Origin of the sequence: Nocardiopsis quinghaiensis, from assembly GCF_008638365.1 — a bacterium.
GTDB lineage: Bacteria > Actinomycetota > Actinomycetes > Streptosporangiales > Streptosporangiaceae > Nocardiopsis > Nocardiopsis quinghaiensis.
In genome coordinates, this window is record NZ_VWVU01000001.1 from 376,412 (window position 1) to 390,205 (window position 13,794).

A 13,794-nucleotide genomic window follows, 5' to 3' on the forward strand; every position below is an offset into this window, starting at 1 on the left:
ATGAGCAACCGAAAGTTCACGCCCTACGTGCTGGTGCTTCCGGCATGGGCCTGGCTGGCGCTGTTCTTCGTGGTGCCCATCGGCGGGATGCTGTCCCTGTCGCTGACCACGGGCAACGTGGTCACCGGTTTCCAGCAGACCTTCGAGGTGGGCAACTACGCCACCGCCGTCAGCACCTACTGGGAGCAGATCCTGCGCTCCCTGTTCTACGGCGCCTGCGCCACCCTCGTGTGCATTGCCCTGGGCTATCCGATGGCGTACTGGATCGCCTTCCGCGGCGGGGCCCACAAGTCCACCTACCTGCTGCTGATCCTGCTGCCGTTCTTCGTCTCGTTCGTGCTGCGCACCATCTCCTGGCGGTTCTTCCTCTCCGACAACGGCGTGGTGCTCGGCCCGCTCAAGGACCTCGGACTGCTCCCGGAGGGCTTCGCCGTCCTCAACTCCGCGCTCGCGGTGATCCTCGGTCTGGCCTACAACTTCCTGCCGTTCATGGTCCTGCCGATCTACGCGGTCCTGGAGCGCATGGACCCGCACCTGGTGGAGGCCGCGCACGACCTGTACGCCGGCCGCTTCCAGGCCTTCGCGCGGGTGATCCTGCCGGTGTCCCTGCCCGGGGTGTTCGCCGGTGTGCTGATGACCTTCATCCCCACCAGCGCCGACTACGTCAACGCCTCCGTGCTCGGAGGGACGCACAACACGATGATCGGCAACGTCGTCCAGACCCAGTACCTGGTCAACAACAACTATCCGATCGCCGCCTCGATCACCTTCGTCCTCATGGGACTGCTGCTGGTCGGGATCTTCAGCTACGCGCGGGCACTGGGCACCGAGCGGGTCATGGAGGTGCACGCGTGAGCATCGACGTCCACAGTCAGGGCGCCACCGGGAGCGGGACCGGAGGCGGGACCGCTCCGGCGGCCGTGCGCGGTCGCGCGCGCCGCCGGATCGACTGGGGCCGCTACCACACCTGGGCCGTGTTGGCCTGGCTGTTCGCGCCCATCGTCTTCATGATCGTGTTCAGCTTCAACGACCCGGCGGGGCGGCACAACATCACCTGGCAGGGCTTCACCCTGAGGTGGTACCAGAACGCGTTCGCCCACACCGAGCTCAACGAGGCGATGCTCAACTCGGTGAGCATCGCGCTGCTGTCGATGGTCATCGCCGGCGGACTGGGCACCCTGCTCGGGCTGGCCCTGGGCCGGTTCGACTTCCGGGGCAAGCAGCTCACCAACCTGGTGATGTTCGCGGCGATCAGCGCGCCCGAGGTGGTGCTCGGCGCCGCGCTGCTGTCCACCTTCCTGATGATGAACGTGACCACCGGCTACTGGACGACCGTCATCGCGCACGTGATGTTCTGCGTGTCCTTCGTCGCCATCACCGTGCGGGCCCGCGTCATCACCCTGGACCCGCGCCTGGAGGAGGCCGCCCGTGACCTCGGCGCCGGTCCGTGGGACACGTTCCGCCTGGTCACCCTGCCCATGCTGTTCCCCGCCATCATGGCGGGAGGGCTGCTGGCCTTCGCCCTGTCCATCGACGACTACATCATCACCTCGTTCGTCAGCGGCGACGTCACCACCTTCCCGCTGTGGATCTGGGGCGCCACCCGCGTGGGCATCCCGCCCCAGGTCAACGTCATGGGCACCCTGCTGTTCGCGGTCGGGCTGCTCCTGGCCGTGGTCAACATCGCCATGGCCCGGCGCCGGGCCACGGCCAAGGACTGAACCCGGCACCGGCGCCCCACCACGAACGGAAGTGACACTCATGACCGACGGAGCGACCCAGCGGGTGGCGAGGGCCCTGGCGGACACCCGCCCCCGGGTCTTCTGGCTCGACCCCGACGTCCCGGGGCACGACGCCCCCGAACCCGCGCCGTCCCTGGCCGGTGACGTGTTCGCCGACCTGGTGGTGGTCGGCGCCGGTTTCAGCGGACTGTGGACCGCGCTCATCGCCAAGGAGCGCGACCCCGGCCGCGACGTGGTGCTGGTGGAGGCCCGCACCGCGGGGTGGGCGGCCTCCGGGCGCAACGGCGGGTTCTGCGCCGCCAGCCTCACCCACGGCTACGACAACGGCGCCGAGCGCTGGCCCGAGGAGATCGACGAGCTCGAACGCCAGGGCCGCGCCAACCTCGACGGTATCGAGGAGGCGGTGGCCAGGTACGGGATCGACTGCGGGTTCGAACGCACCGGCGAGGTCCTGGCCGCCACCGAGCCCTGGCAGGCCGAGGGGTTCGCCGAGTCCGCCGAGAGGATGGCCGCACTGGGCTACACCTCGCACGTGTGGGACGCCGAGCGCACCCGGCGGGAGATCGACTCGCCCACCTACGTGGGGGCACTGTACGAGCCCGACGGCGTCGCCATGGTCCATCCGGCCAAGCTCGCGTGGGGCCTGCGCGCCGCCTGCCAGCGGCTCGGCGTGCGGATCTTCGAGCACACGCCCGTGCGCGCGATCCGCTCCGTGCCGACGGGCCTTCGCCTGGAGACGGGCGGCGGCGCTCTGCACGCGCCCAGGGTGGCCTGGGGAACCGGTGCCTTCCCCGGTCCCCTGCGCCGGCTCAAGCACTACCTGGCCCCCGTCTACGACTACGCGCTGATGACCGAGCCGCTCACCGACGAGCAGATGGCGTCCCTGGGCTGGGAGGGCCGCCAGGGGGTCTCCGACGCCGCGAACCTCTTCCACTACTACCGGCTGACCTCGGACCACCGCATCCTGTGGGGCGGCTACGACATCGTGCACCACTACGGCGGGAAGGTGCGTCCGGAGTTCGACCAGCGCCCGGAGACCTTCCGCAGGCTCGCCGGGCACTTCTTCGAGACCTTCCCCCAGCTGGCGGACGTGCGGTTCACCCACAGCTGGGGCGGGGTCATCGACACGTGCAGCCGGTTCTCCGCCTTCTTCGGCACCGGGTACGGAGGCCGCCTGGCCTACGCCGCCGGATACACGGGGCTGGGCGTGGGCGCGACCCGCTTCGGCGCGCAGGTGATGCTGGACCGCCTCGACGGCCTGGACACCGAGCGCACCCGGTTGCGCATGGTCCGCGAGAAGCCGCTGCCCTTCCCGCCCGAGCCGGTCCGCTCGCTGGGCATCGACCTGACCCTGCGCGCCACCGCCGCCGCCGACCGCGACGGGGGCCGCCGCAACCTGTGGCTGCGTGGCCTGGACGCGGTGGGACTGGGCTTCGACAGCTGACGACGGGACGTCCGCGGCGCTGACGCCTCCGCGGCGGTGGGCACGTCCCGCCGGAGACGGGCAGGAGCGCGGAAGGTCAGAAAAGGGCGGAAAAGCCTGGGTAACGGCTTGGCAGGGGACGCGGCGGGGACGGCGTGGCGTCCCCGCCGCGTCCGGGGCGCCGGGTCAGGATGGGGCGGGCCAGGAGGAGATCCCGGGTGGTCGCACGTGCGTCCCCGCCCGCGGATCGCCGTCTCCTCGCCGCCCTGCCGTCGCCACCGTCCCCGACACCGAACAGCACTCCCGTTCCAGGCCCACCGCGCGGCCGCCCACCGGCCCAAGTCCTCAGGCCGCGCGGTGCTCTTCCCCGGCGGTGGCGAACAGGGCGGCGGGCGGGGCTGGACCTCAGTAGCCCCGCCAGGCCCCCTGGTGGTAGTCCATCACCCGGGGGTGCATGAGGGTCGACTCCTCCACGTCGTCCTCGCGGCGGTCCTTGGGGAAGACCTGGGCGGCGGCCAGCAGGGGTTCGTCGAGGAAGCGCAGGGGCGGTGCGCCGTCGGGAACGCGCAGTTCGGGCTCCTCGTCCGTGGTGGCGAGGTAGAAACCCCAGTTGCCGAAGGACGGCACGTCCACGTTGTACGGGGTGGCGGCCAGCCCGGCGTTCTCCAGGGTGCGGCCCACGCCCCAGTAGGCGTCCGGGGCGAAGAAGGGTGAGCCGGCCTGCACCACCACGCGGCCCTGGTCGGACAGGGCGTGGCGCAGGAGCGAGTAGAACTCCACGGTGTAGAGCTTGGCGGTGCCGACGTCGGTGCCGTCCGGCAGGTCGGCGATGATCACGTCGAACCGCTCGTGGTTGTCACGGAGCCACTGGAAGGCGTCGGTGTTGACGACATCCAGGCGCGGGTCCTCGAAGGAGTGCTCGTTGAGGTCGCTGATCACCGGGTTGGTGGAGGCCAGTTCGACCACGGCCGGGTCCAGGTCCACGAGGGTCGCCGAAGCCACGTCGTCGTAGGCGAGGATCTCGCGCAGGGCCAGGCCGTCGCCCCCGCCCAGCACCAGGACGTCCTCGTGCGGGCCCGCCATCGCGGGGTGGATCAGCGACTCGTGGTAGCGGTACTCGTCCAGTGTGGAGAACTGCAGGCTCCCGTTGAGGAACAGGCGGACGTCCTCACCGTCGAGGGACCGGGTGAGCACGATCTCCTGGTACTCGGAGCGCTCGGCGTGCACGATCGGGTCCCGGTACAGGGCCTGGCGGGCGTCCACCTCGAACTGGTCGGCGTAGACGTAGGCCAGGCCGAGCAGCGTGATGATGAGGGCCAGGCCGAGGCCCAGGCCCGCGTAGGCGCGCCGGGACAGCTCCGAGCGGAACAGCCACAGCACCACGGCCACACCGATCACGGCGTTCAGCGCGCCCACCACCAGCGCGCCCTTGGGCAGGCCCAGCAGCGGCAGCAGCAGGAAGGGGAACGCGAGGCCGCCGATCAACCCGCCCACGTAGTCGGCGGCGAACAGGTCGGCGACCGCGTCGGAGGCGTCCTGCCTGCGGATGCGCTGGATCAGCGTCATCAGCAGCGGGATCTCCATGCCGATGAGCAGGCCGATGACGAACGCCAGCAGCACCAGCGCGGGCTGGTAGGCCGAGAACCAGGCGAAGGCCCCGTACAGCAGCAGCACCGACAGTCCGCCGACGAGCGAGAGCAGCCCCTCGATGGCCGCGAAGGCCACGGCCGGGTGCTGCTGGAAGCGCTTGGACATCAGCGAGCCCACACCCATGGCGAACACCATCACGGACAGGACCACGGAGGCCTGGGTGATGGTGTTGCCCAACAGGTAGCTGCCGATGGCGACGAGCGCCAGTTCGTACACCAGGCCGCAGGCGGCACAGACGAACACCGCCAGCAGTACGAAGAAACGGGCCGCCCTGGCCGAAACCGGGAGGCGGGACCGGGGGCGGACGTCGTTCGCAGTCAACACGGGTGCCTTCGTCGGATGGTGCTGGTGGCCGGGGTCAGGGGGCCGTTGGGAAGCGCGGAGGGAGTCAGGTGAGGGCCGCGGCGATGACCAGGCCGATCGCCACGTGCGCGGAGGCGCTCACCCAGGTGGCCGGGTGCGGCTCGTCGTCACTGATCATCTGGGAGATCTTGGCGGGGATGAGGAGGTCGATCAGCAGGAACGACAGCGCCATGACGCCCAGGCCGATCAGTCCGTAGACGGCGGTCGAGAGCAGTCCCGCTCCCAGGCCGATCTCGGAGTCACTGGAGAGGATCGCCGAGGTGACGACGATGGCCGAGCCCAGGGTGTTGGCGGACACGAGCAGCACGGCGTTGCGGTTGCGGTCCTCCCAGATCAGCTTGTGCAGCTTACCGGGGGTGAGGATGTCGGTGAGCAGGTAGCCCACCACGAGGATGGCGATGCCCACGCCGCCGTAGGCGAGGGCTGCGAGGGAGTTGAAGAGAATAACGTTCATGGTCCTGTCCGCTGGTAGGGGGATTCGTGTCCGAGGGCCGGGAGCGGGCGCGGGCTACTTGCCGAACCCGCTGCCGCCGCCACGGTAGCTGCTTCCGCTGCTGTCGTTGTGGCTGCTGCTGCCGCTGCCTCCTCCTCCGCCGATGAAGAAGAACCCTCCTCCGCCGGAGGAGTTGGAGCCTTCGCAGTCGTCATCGTCGTAGCCCTCGATCGCGACGACGTCGTCGTCCGGGCAGTAGTTGTTGTTGTTGCCGCTGCAGGCACTGAGCAGGATCAGCAGAAGCAGGATGCCGCCGCAGATGACGGCCACCGTGACTATGACGTTCCTGTTGTTGTTCTGGGGTGCCTCGTATGCCTTCATGGTGCGGTTCTCTCCGGGGTGGGGGGCGTGGTCACGGTCGATGTGGTCGTCACCAGCTCGCCGCTCTGCGGATAGGCGTGCCAGGTGCGCCAGCGGAGCGGTCCTCCGCGGTCGGGGGCCAGGTGCAGCGCGGTGACCGCCAGGGGATCACCCGGAAAGGCGACGAGGAGGCCGCCGGGGGAATCCGCCACCTCGTGGTGGAGCCGTTCCACCCGGAGGGCCAGTTCATTGCGCGAAAGGGATTCCACGAGCGAGTCGAAACGGTACCAGTCCAGGTCGGGGCGCTCGACGTTGCCCGGCAGGCCACCGGGCAGGCCGGGCAGGCAGGCCACGGTCTCCACCAGGGGCGCCCCCGTCCGCTCCGGCGTGACGACCACCTGGTGGGAGGCGCCGAGCACGCGCAGTTCGACCCGGGTGCCCCGCGCCCGGACGGCGCGGGTGGCCAGAGGGGCGACCAGCGGGTGGTCCAGGGTCCAGACCAGGTCGGCGGCACTGGTGTCGACGAAGGGGGCGCTGATGCTCGCGAGCACGTCTCGATCAGCTCCCCGGGAAGATCGTGAAGGTTCCCAGAGCGATCTTGGTCCCGGTGCTGGCCTCCCAGCGGCCGTGGTCGAAGCGCTCGAAGGACAGCAGCCTGCCGTCGTCGGACTCGAAGTCGGCGTAGTCGACTCCGCCCTGGGCCTTGAGCCCGGTGGTGCCCTCGGAGCGGTAGGAGCCGGTGCCCTTCTCCTGAAGCCGGTAGACGACGCCCTCCACCTCGACGGACCTGCCCTGGGGGATGATCTCCAGGTCGGGGCGGCCGGTCCACAGGGCCAGCTCCACGTCTGGGTCCTCCTCCACGGAGATCCAGCGCTTGCCGTCCTCGACCTCCAGGAAGTGCTCCGACCAGGTGGAGCCGCCCTCGGACAGGCGCAGGGTGCCGCGGATCCAGGTGCGCTCGGTGCCCCAGTCGATCATGTCGCCCGCCTTGAGGGTGCGCGGGTCGCCCGAGGTGTCGTCACCCTTGTTGGCGAAGGGATCCTGCGGCGGCGCGGGGACCTTGGGGCCGGAGGCCCGGTTCCCGGAGCGCCGCGTGTAGAGCACGACGCCGACCACGACGGCGACGATGACGGTGATGAGCAGCAGCACAAGTACGACGGACAATGTTCCTCGTTTCGCGACGGAGCGTGAGGGCGGATCAGAGGGGTGGCGCGGTCCTCGCCCGTGCTTGTTCCCCGAGGTCGAACCAGCCTACTGACGGTTTGACGCCGATCATGGAAACGAGGTTCCAAAACGGTCCAAACCAGGTCGAATCATGCCGGATCCAGTCAGGGAAAGACCGTCCGCGGCGGTTTTTGCGGACATCCGGATTCGGGGTCGGGCAGGCTCGCGTCGGAGGTTCGCGCCGAGGGCTCAGGCCCGGGGTTCACGCGTGGGGATCGCCGGTCTCCACCGGGAGGGTGTCGTCACCTCCCCAGCGGCTCCACGAACCCGGGTACAGGCGGGCGCCGGGGTATCCGGCGTGCTCCAGGGCGAGCAGGTCGTGGCAGGCGGTGACCCCGGACCCGCAGTAGGCGGTGATGGTGTCCGCGGAGTCGGCGCCGAGGGCGGCGAAGCGTTCACGCAGGATTTCAGGGGCGGCCAGGAACCCGTCACCGTCGAGGTTTCCGACCCACTCCGCGCTGCGGGCGCCCGGCACGTGACCGGGGCGGGCGTCGACGGGAGCGGGCCGCTCGCCGGTGTAGCGGCCGCGGGTACGGGCGTCGACCAGCAGGTGTGCCGGGTCGCCGGTCCGGGCCCGGACGCTGTCGGTGTGCACGACCCGGTCCTCGGGCCAGGGCACCGGAGTGCGGTGGGCGGGCTCGGGTGTGACGTCGCCCCCCTCCGTCTCCCCGTTCCACGCCTGGACGCCCCCGTCCAGGAACGCCGCCGGGGTGCCGAGGACGCGCAGCATCCACACGAGGCGGGCGGCGACCGAACCGCCGGCGTCGTCGTAGACGACCACGGAGGCGTCGTCGCCGATGCCGAGACGGCCGAGCGCGTCCGCGAAGTCGGCCGGGTCGGGCAGCGGGTGGCGGCCGTCCCCGGGGCCGGCCGGCGCGGCGAGATCGGCGTCCAGGTCGGTGAAGACCGCGCCGGGCGGATGGCCGGCGCGGTGGGCGTCGCGGCCGGAGCGGCCGTCGAGGTACCACCGGGAGTCGACGAGGACGACCTGGTCCCGGTGTTCGCGGAGCCAGTCGGCCGACACGGCCACCGGAAGGAACAAGGGTTCGGACATGGGCCACAGCCTAGTACCGGACCGCTGGTCACGGCGTGTCCGGTCGGCCCCTTTCCATGCGATGGACGCGCAGGATCCACCACAGACCCACGACCGGTAGCACCAGCGGAACGAACAGGTAGCCGCCGCCGAAGTTCGACCACACCGTGTCGTCGGGGAACACCCCGGGCAGGACCATGCTGGTCGCGCCCACCACGAGCACCCCGACCAACTCGACACCGCACGAGACGAGGGCGACCACGCGCGAGGTGCGTCCGGCCCGGGCCAGACCGACCGCCGCGACCAGGTAGACCACCCCGGCGAGCAGCGACAGGGTGTAGGCCAGGGGCGCCTCGCCGAACTTCGTGGCCAGTTGGTAGCCGCCCCTCGCGGTGGCGGCGAGCGCGAACAGCCCGTACACGGCGACGAGGAGCCGTCCGGGGCCGGTGCGCAGGGTCCTGTCGGTGGACGCGGCGGTCTCAGACAACGGGGTTCCAGAGCTGTTCGAGCCGGACGAACAGGACGGGCAGGACCAGGCACGCGAAGGCGATCACGGCCGGACCCCACCTGCTGCGCTCCATGAAGCCCCACACGGCGCACGCGGGCGGCAGTAGCGCCACGGTGGCCAGGTAGGACACGAACATGGCCGTCTCGGCGGGCCGGTCGCCGTCGGCCACGGTGACGATGACGGCGCCCACCTGCCCGAGGACGAGGAGCCACAGAAGGCCCATGCCGACGAGGTGGGGGACCACCATGGGCTGGTCCCGGAAGGTCGAGACGAGGCACCATCCGGCCATCGCCAGTGACGCCACCTGAATCGTCATGGTCAGCCAGTCGACCACGCCGCCTCCGCTCGCCCGTCCCTCCGCCCGTGCCGGCGGTTTCTACGACACAGCGTAGTACCCGGTGGTCACCACTTCGTTCCGGCCCTGGCGGGCCACGGGCGCGAGTGGTCGAGAACGGCCGGTTCCGGACAGATCCGGCGTGGGGTGGGCATGACCAGGGCGGATCCGTGTCGGATATGGTCCTCCCAGCCGCACGTGTTCCAGCCGGTGCACGGTTCAGGCCCGCGGCACATCCCCTACGCCATCGTGTACGAGAACCGGAGCACACGCGTGTCCTATCCCCAAGATCCCTCCGGCCCACAGCCGCCTCCCTACGGCGGTCCTCCCGGACCTCCTCCCGGTGGACAGCCCCCCTACGGAGACTTCACCGGCGGGCAGCCGCCCTATGGCGGTCCGACCGGCGGGCAGCCTCCCTACGGCGGTCCTCCCGGACCCCCTCCAGGCGGGCAGCCCCCCTACGGCATGCCCCCTGGCGGACAGCCTCCCCACGGCCCGCCCGGGGGACAGCCCCCCTACGGTCCGTCGCCCTACGGCCCGCCCCCGAAGAAGGGGATGTCCACCGGTGCCAAGGTCGGTATCGGCGTCGGCGGCTGCCTCGGACTCCTGGTCATCGCGATCGTCGTCATCGTGGCCATCGCCTCGTTGTCCGTGAGCGGCGACAGTACGTCGGCCTCCCCGGCGCCCTACGCCACCGAGGAGGAGTTCACCCCGGAGGAGACCGCCCCGGAGGGCATCACCGAGGACGAGCCCGCGGCCGGACAGGGCGTCAGCATGACCGCCTCCGCGGCGGGCACCACGGGCAGTGCCTTCGACGACACCGTCTACACGGTGCTGGACATCGAGCTCACCAACAACGGCGACGAGGACCTCAACGTCAGCTCGCTGTACTTCACCGCGGTACTCGCCGACGGCACCGAGCGAAACGACTGGGGAGAGGCCATCCTCGCCGACATCGAGCAGTTCGAGGTCACCAGCCTCACACCCGGCTCCAGCGTCGCCGGGCAGATCGCCGTGGTGGGCGAGGTCGTGGTCACCGAGGTCCGGTACGACCCGAGCTTCGGAATGGAGGAGCCGATCGTGGCCGTGGTCGAGTAGCCGGAACGCGGGGGCGCCCGGCCGTGGGCGGTTCGCGGCCGGGCGCCTCCGCGTGTACGGGGCCTCAGCCCTCGGGCGGCGCGTGGTCGCCGTCCAGGACGGCGCCGGAGATCTCGGTCCTCTCCAGGGCGCGCTTGGTGACGGCGGCCTCGACCTGGTCGACCGCGTGGGCGGTCATCTCGTCGCCGTACCCGGCCAGCGCCCGGCTGCCGACGTACTCGCGGCACAGCCGTACGCCCTCGGCGGTGGCGGGGCCGTAGACGGAGTCGGCCCCGGTCCCGCCCAGGGCGTCACCGAAGCCCGCCCTCCCGATCCTGAGCTGGAGAAGCTTGACCGCCTCTCCCCTGCTGCCGATGCGCAGTCCGAGCATGTCGTGTACCTCCGTGGTCTCACCGGGGGGCCGTTCGAATGTGCCGTTCCGGACGAGGGCGTAGGCCCTGTCGCCGGGGCAGGACGTGGGGACGAAGTCGCGGTGGCCGAGTACCGTGCCGGAGGCGGAGATGCCAGGCTCCGTCAGCCACCGCCGGAGTTCGCGGACGGCGTCGATCTGCTCGGGCGTGATGGGGTCGGTCGGGCCGGTGGCCAGCGTTACCGAGTAGTGGGTGGTGTTGCCGCCCGGCTGTGCGGCCTGGGTCTTGTACAGACCCCGGCCTTCCAGGACATATCCGTGCGCACAGGACATAAAGGAATATCCGATACACGTCCATCCACGGGAGGGGCCCATGTGGAACGCGCGGGTGTTGCGCCAGTAGGTGAGGCAGGCCGAGTGGTCCTTTCCGGCGAGCCCCTGGTCGACGCTGTCGTAGTGGATGACCAGCCCTGATCTGGGATTGGCGTAGGTGGCCCGGCACGCCGGCCAGCCGAGGTCGGACCGGAACACGTACTTGCTCGGTCGAGGCATGACCCCATTGTGTCAAGGAGCCGCTCCGGAGAGTGGCGAACCGACAGAATCCAGTGGAAGTTCCCTGCCTTGGCCCCATGGTGTGGCGGATCCGCCCCGTCCGGCTCCGACTGCGGCACGATGGGGGCCGATCCACCCCCGGGAGGTAACCCGTGCGCTCCGCACACACCGTCAGCGCCGTCCGCGAGGCCGAGTCCGCGCTCATGGCACGCGTCCCCGACGGAACCCTCATGCGCAGGGCCGCGGCCGGGCTCGCCGCGGAGTGCGCCCGGCTCCTGCCCCGCGTGTACGGGGCGCGCGTCGTCCTCCTGGTCGGCGGCGGCGACAACGGCGGCGACGCCCTGTACGCGGGCGCCAGACTCGCCGCCCGGGGAGCGTCCGTGCACGCCCTGCTCGCGGGGAGGGGCCTCCACCAGGACGGCGCCGTCGCCCTCCGGGCGGCGGGTGGCCGGACCCGGTGGTTCACCGACGCCGTGACCGACGAGACCGACCTGTTCGACGCCGACCTCATCGTCGACGGGCTCCTCGGTATCGGCGGGCGCGGGGGACTGCGCGAGCCGCACGCCACCCTGGCCCTGCTCGCCGCGAACGCGCCCGCCCCCGTGGTCGCGGTCGACCTGCCCAGCGGCGTGGACGCCGACACCGGAGAGGTCTCCGGGCACGCGGTCCGCGCCGACGTCACCGTCACCTTCGGCACCCACAAGCCCGGTCTGTTCGTCGATCCGGGCGCTGAGCGCGCGGGCCGGATCCACTTCGTGGACATCGGTCTGGCGCCCGAACTGCCCGGACCCGACCTGATCCGTCCACAGCCTGTGGACATCGCCTCGCTCCTGCCGGTCCACGGCGCCGAGACCGACAAGTACCGCAGGGGCGTGCTCGTCGTCCGCGCGGGCTCCGACCGGTACCGGGGCGCCGCCGTCCTGTGCGTCGGGGGAGCGCTGCGTACCGGGGTCGGGATGGTCCGCTACGGGGGCGGATCGAGCGTCGTCGACCAGGTGCTCTCCCACTGGCCGGAGACCGTCGTCGGCCTCCTCGACCCGCAGAGCAGCACCGACCTGTCACCCGGGCGGGCCTCCGCCGTCGTCATCGGCTCCGGACGCGGTACGCACCCGGCCAACTCCGACGAACTCCACGCGGTCCTGGACAGCGACCTGCCCGTCCTCGTCGACGCCGACGGGCTCACCCTGCTCACGGGGGACGGGGGCGCACCGCTGGCCGAACTGGTCGGCGAGCGGACGGCGCACACACTGCTCACCCCGCACGCCGGGGAGCTCGCCCGGCTGCTGGAGGTGGACAGGGGCGACGTGGAGGCGCGCCGCCTGGAGCACGCGGCCCGAGCCCGCGACCGCTTCGGGTGCACCGTCCTGCTCAAGGGATCGACCACGGTGATCGCGCACCCGGGCGCGCCCGTGGTCGTCAACCCGACGGGTACGCCGCTGCTGGCCACGGCGGGGTCCGGTGACGTGTTGTCGGGGGCGGTCGGCGCGTTCCTGGCCGCCGGACTGCCCGCTCGCGAGGCCGCGATGTGCGGTGCCTACGTGCACGGACGCGCCGCCACGCTCGCCCGGAACGGCGCGCCGATCAGCGCGTCCGACCTGCTGGACGCACTGCCTCTCGCGATCCAGGAGGTCCACGAGGCCGTCTGACGTGCGGTGGCGTGCGGTGACGTGCGCCGTGCGGTCCCGGTGCCCCGCCACGGGGACGGGGTGTGGCATGCTGTTCGCCCCTCCCAGCCAGACGGGCGCCCCCATGCACCTCGCGGACATGCCCGGTGCCGCATGAGCACCGCCGCCACCGCCGTCCTCCTGACCGTCGCCGTGCTCGGCTTCCTCACCGCCTTCTGCTTAGAAGTCCGGCTCATCGCGCGCGAACGCCGTGTCGGAGTCGGGGCGAACCTGCCCATGCTGGTGCGCGACGCCCTCACGGCATCCGTCATGCCCTGGTCGCTGGTCCGCTTCTGGGCCGGTTTCGGTGCGGCCGGCACGGTGTCCCTCGTGTTGGCGCATTCCAGCGTGTGGTTGTCCATGGCCATACCGGGACTGGTCGGTGTTCACCGGTCCCGGAAACCCCTGGACTTCCACCGGCGGGGCCTCGGTCCCAACGGCAGGCCCGATCCGCGGAACGCGGCCCTTCCCCGCCCGCCCGTGGTGGTGCTGCGCAGCGGGTGGGGCGTGCTCGGCGGAGTGCTCCTGACCCTGCCCCTGCTCGCGCTCACCCATCGGCTCGGCGCGGTCGAGTTCCCGGAGGAGGGGTTCCTCCGGCAGGCGCTCCTGTTCACGGGGCTCCTCCTGGCGTCCATCGCCCTGCCCGTGGCAGGTGCCTGGGTGCTCGGCCGGAGCCTGTTCATGTACGTGCGGCTGGAGGGGACCCACGTCCTCACACGGGGCGAGGGCCGTCTTGCGGCCATTCCGGTGGAGCGCGTCGTGCGGGTCAGCTCCGAGTACGGGTTGCGCGTCCACACCGACGACGGCGGTGAGTACCCGGCCTTCTCCCTGCTCGGCTCCCGGACCGGCAGGTGGACCAGCGGTGGGGCCGACCGGCGCCGAGCGGAACGCGTCATCCGTTTCGTGGAGCAGGTACGGCCGGACCTGCCCGAGGGGCTCGCGACCCTTCCCCAGGAGATGAGGCGCCAGGTGGTGGTGCGTACTGGAAGCGCCATGGGAGTCGGCATGGTGTGGATGGCCTTCGCCTTCCACATGGTCGCTGCGGACCTCTGACGACCGGG

Annotated in this window: 15 protein-coding genes; 6 read left to right on the plus strand and 9 right to left on the minus strand. The window is 71.2% G+C overall.

What is annotated here, in order from left to right:
- The 3 genes from FYX01_RS06580 to FYX01_RS06590 all read left to right on the plus strand — a co-directional run bounded on the left by FYX01_RS06580 (position 1) and on the right by FYX01_RS06590 (position 3,186).
- Positions 1-855: an ABC transporter permease gene (locus tag FYX01_RS06580; protein ID WP_150238549.1), complete on the plus strand. Its 855-nt coding sequence runs from the start codon at positions 1-3 to the stop codon at positions 853-855.
- A gap of 65 nt (positions 856-920) precedes the next feature.
- Positions 921-1,721, plus strand: coding sequence for an ABC transporter permease (locus tag FYX01_RS06585; protein ID WP_150238721.1), 801 nt, complete (start codon positions 921-923; stop codon positions 1,719-1,721).
- A 40-nt stretch (positions 1,722-1,761) separates the two neighbouring features.
- A complete protein-coding gene (locus FYX01_RS06590) occupies positions 1,762-3,186 on the plus strand; it encodes an NAD(P)/FAD-dependent oxidoreductase (RefSeq protein ID WP_150238551.1) in 1,425 nt (474 codons plus the stop codon).
- Positions 3,187-3,570: 384 nt separating this feature from the next.
- Here the strand turns inward: FYX01_RS06590 and FYX01_RS06595 are convergent, their stop codons facing one another.
- The 8 genes from FYX01_RS06595 to FYX01_RS06630 form a co-directional block, all read right to left on the minus strand.
- Positions 3,571-5,136, minus strand: coding sequence for a polyamine aminopropyltransferase (locus FYX01_RS06595; RefSeq protein WP_150238553.1), 1,566 nt, complete (start codon positions 5,134-5,136; stop codon positions 3,571-3,573).
- A gap of 67 nt (positions 5,137-5,203) precedes the next feature.
- Positions 5,204-5,632: a DUF350 domain-containing protein gene (locus FYX01_RS06600; protein ID WP_150238554.1), complete on the minus strand. Its 429-nt coding sequence runs from the start codon at positions 5,630-5,632 to the stop codon at positions 5,204-5,206.
- A gap of 54 nt (positions 5,633-5,686) precedes the next feature.
- Positions 5,687-5,992 carry a hypothetical protein gene (locus FYX01_RS06605; RefSeq protein WP_150238557.1) on the minus strand — a complete coding sequence of 102 codons (306 nt, stop codon included), beginning with the start codon at positions 5,990-5,992 and terminating at the stop codon, positions 5,687-5,689.
- A complete protein-coding gene (locus FYX01_RS06610) occupies positions 5,989-6,522 on the minus strand; it encodes a DUF2617 family protein (protein ID WP_150238559.1) in 534 nt (177 codons plus the stop codon). The genes FYX01_RS06605 and FYX01_RS06610 overlap by 4 nt, the downstream gene beginning before the upstream one ends.
- Positions 6,523-6,529: 7 nt before the next feature.
- Positions 6,530-7,135, minus strand: coding sequence for a DUF4178 domain-containing protein (locus FYX01_RS06615; protein ID WP_150238561.1), 606 nt, complete (start codon positions 7,133-7,135; stop codon positions 6,530-6,532).
- A 262-nt stretch (positions 7,136-7,397) separates the two neighbouring features.
- Positions 7,398-8,249, minus strand: coding sequence for a sulfurtransferase (locus FYX01_RS06620; protein ID WP_150238563.1), 852 nt, complete (start codon positions 8,247-8,249; stop codon positions 7,398-7,400).
- 28 nt (positions 8,250-8,277) lie between these two features.
- Entirely contained in the window at positions 8,278-8,715 is a 438-nt protein-coding gene (locus tag FYX01_RS06625) for a hypothetical protein (protein ID WP_150238565.1), read from the minus strand.
- Positions 8,708-9,070: a hypothetical protein gene (locus FYX01_RS06630; protein ID WP_150238567.1), complete on the minus strand. Its 363-nt coding sequence runs from the start codon at positions 9,068-9,070 to the stop codon at positions 8,708-8,710. The genes FYX01_RS06625 and FYX01_RS06630 overlap by 8 nt, the downstream gene beginning before the upstream one ends.
- Before the next feature lie 555 nt (positions 9,071-9,625).
- Here FYX01_RS06630 and FYX01_RS06635 point away from each other — a divergent pair.
- Positions 9,626-10,168, plus strand: coding sequence for a DUF4352 domain-containing protein (locus tag FYX01_RS06635; RefSeq protein ID WP_223830332.1), 543 nt, complete (start codon positions 9,626-9,628; stop codon positions 10,166-10,168).
- A 64-nt stretch (positions 10,169-10,232) separates the two neighbouring features.
- Here FYX01_RS06635 and FYX01_RS06640 read toward each other — a convergent pair whose 3' ends face one another.
- Positions 10,233-11,069 (minus strand): peptidoglycan recognition protein family protein, encoded by an 837-nt coding sequence (locus tag FYX01_RS06640; RefSeq protein WP_150238571.1) that lies wholly within the window; start codon positions 11,067-11,069, stop codon positions 10,233-10,235.
- A 152-nt stretch (positions 11,070-11,221) separates the two neighbouring features.
- Here FYX01_RS06640 and FYX01_RS06645 point away from each other — a divergent pair, with 152 nt between their 5' ends.
- Positions 11,222-12,715, plus strand: a complete 1,494-nt coding sequence (locus FYX01_RS06645; protein WP_150238573.1) for an NAD(P)H-hydrate dehydratase — start codon at positions 11,222-11,224, stop codon at positions 12,713-12,715.
- 132 nt (positions 12,716-12,847) lie between these two features.
- Positions 12,848-13,786: a hypothetical protein gene (locus FYX01_RS06650; RefSeq protein ID WP_150238575.1), complete on the plus strand. Its 939-nt coding sequence runs from the start codon at positions 12,848-12,850 to the stop codon at positions 13,784-13,786.
- Positions 13,787-13,794 lie beyond the last annotated feature (8 nt).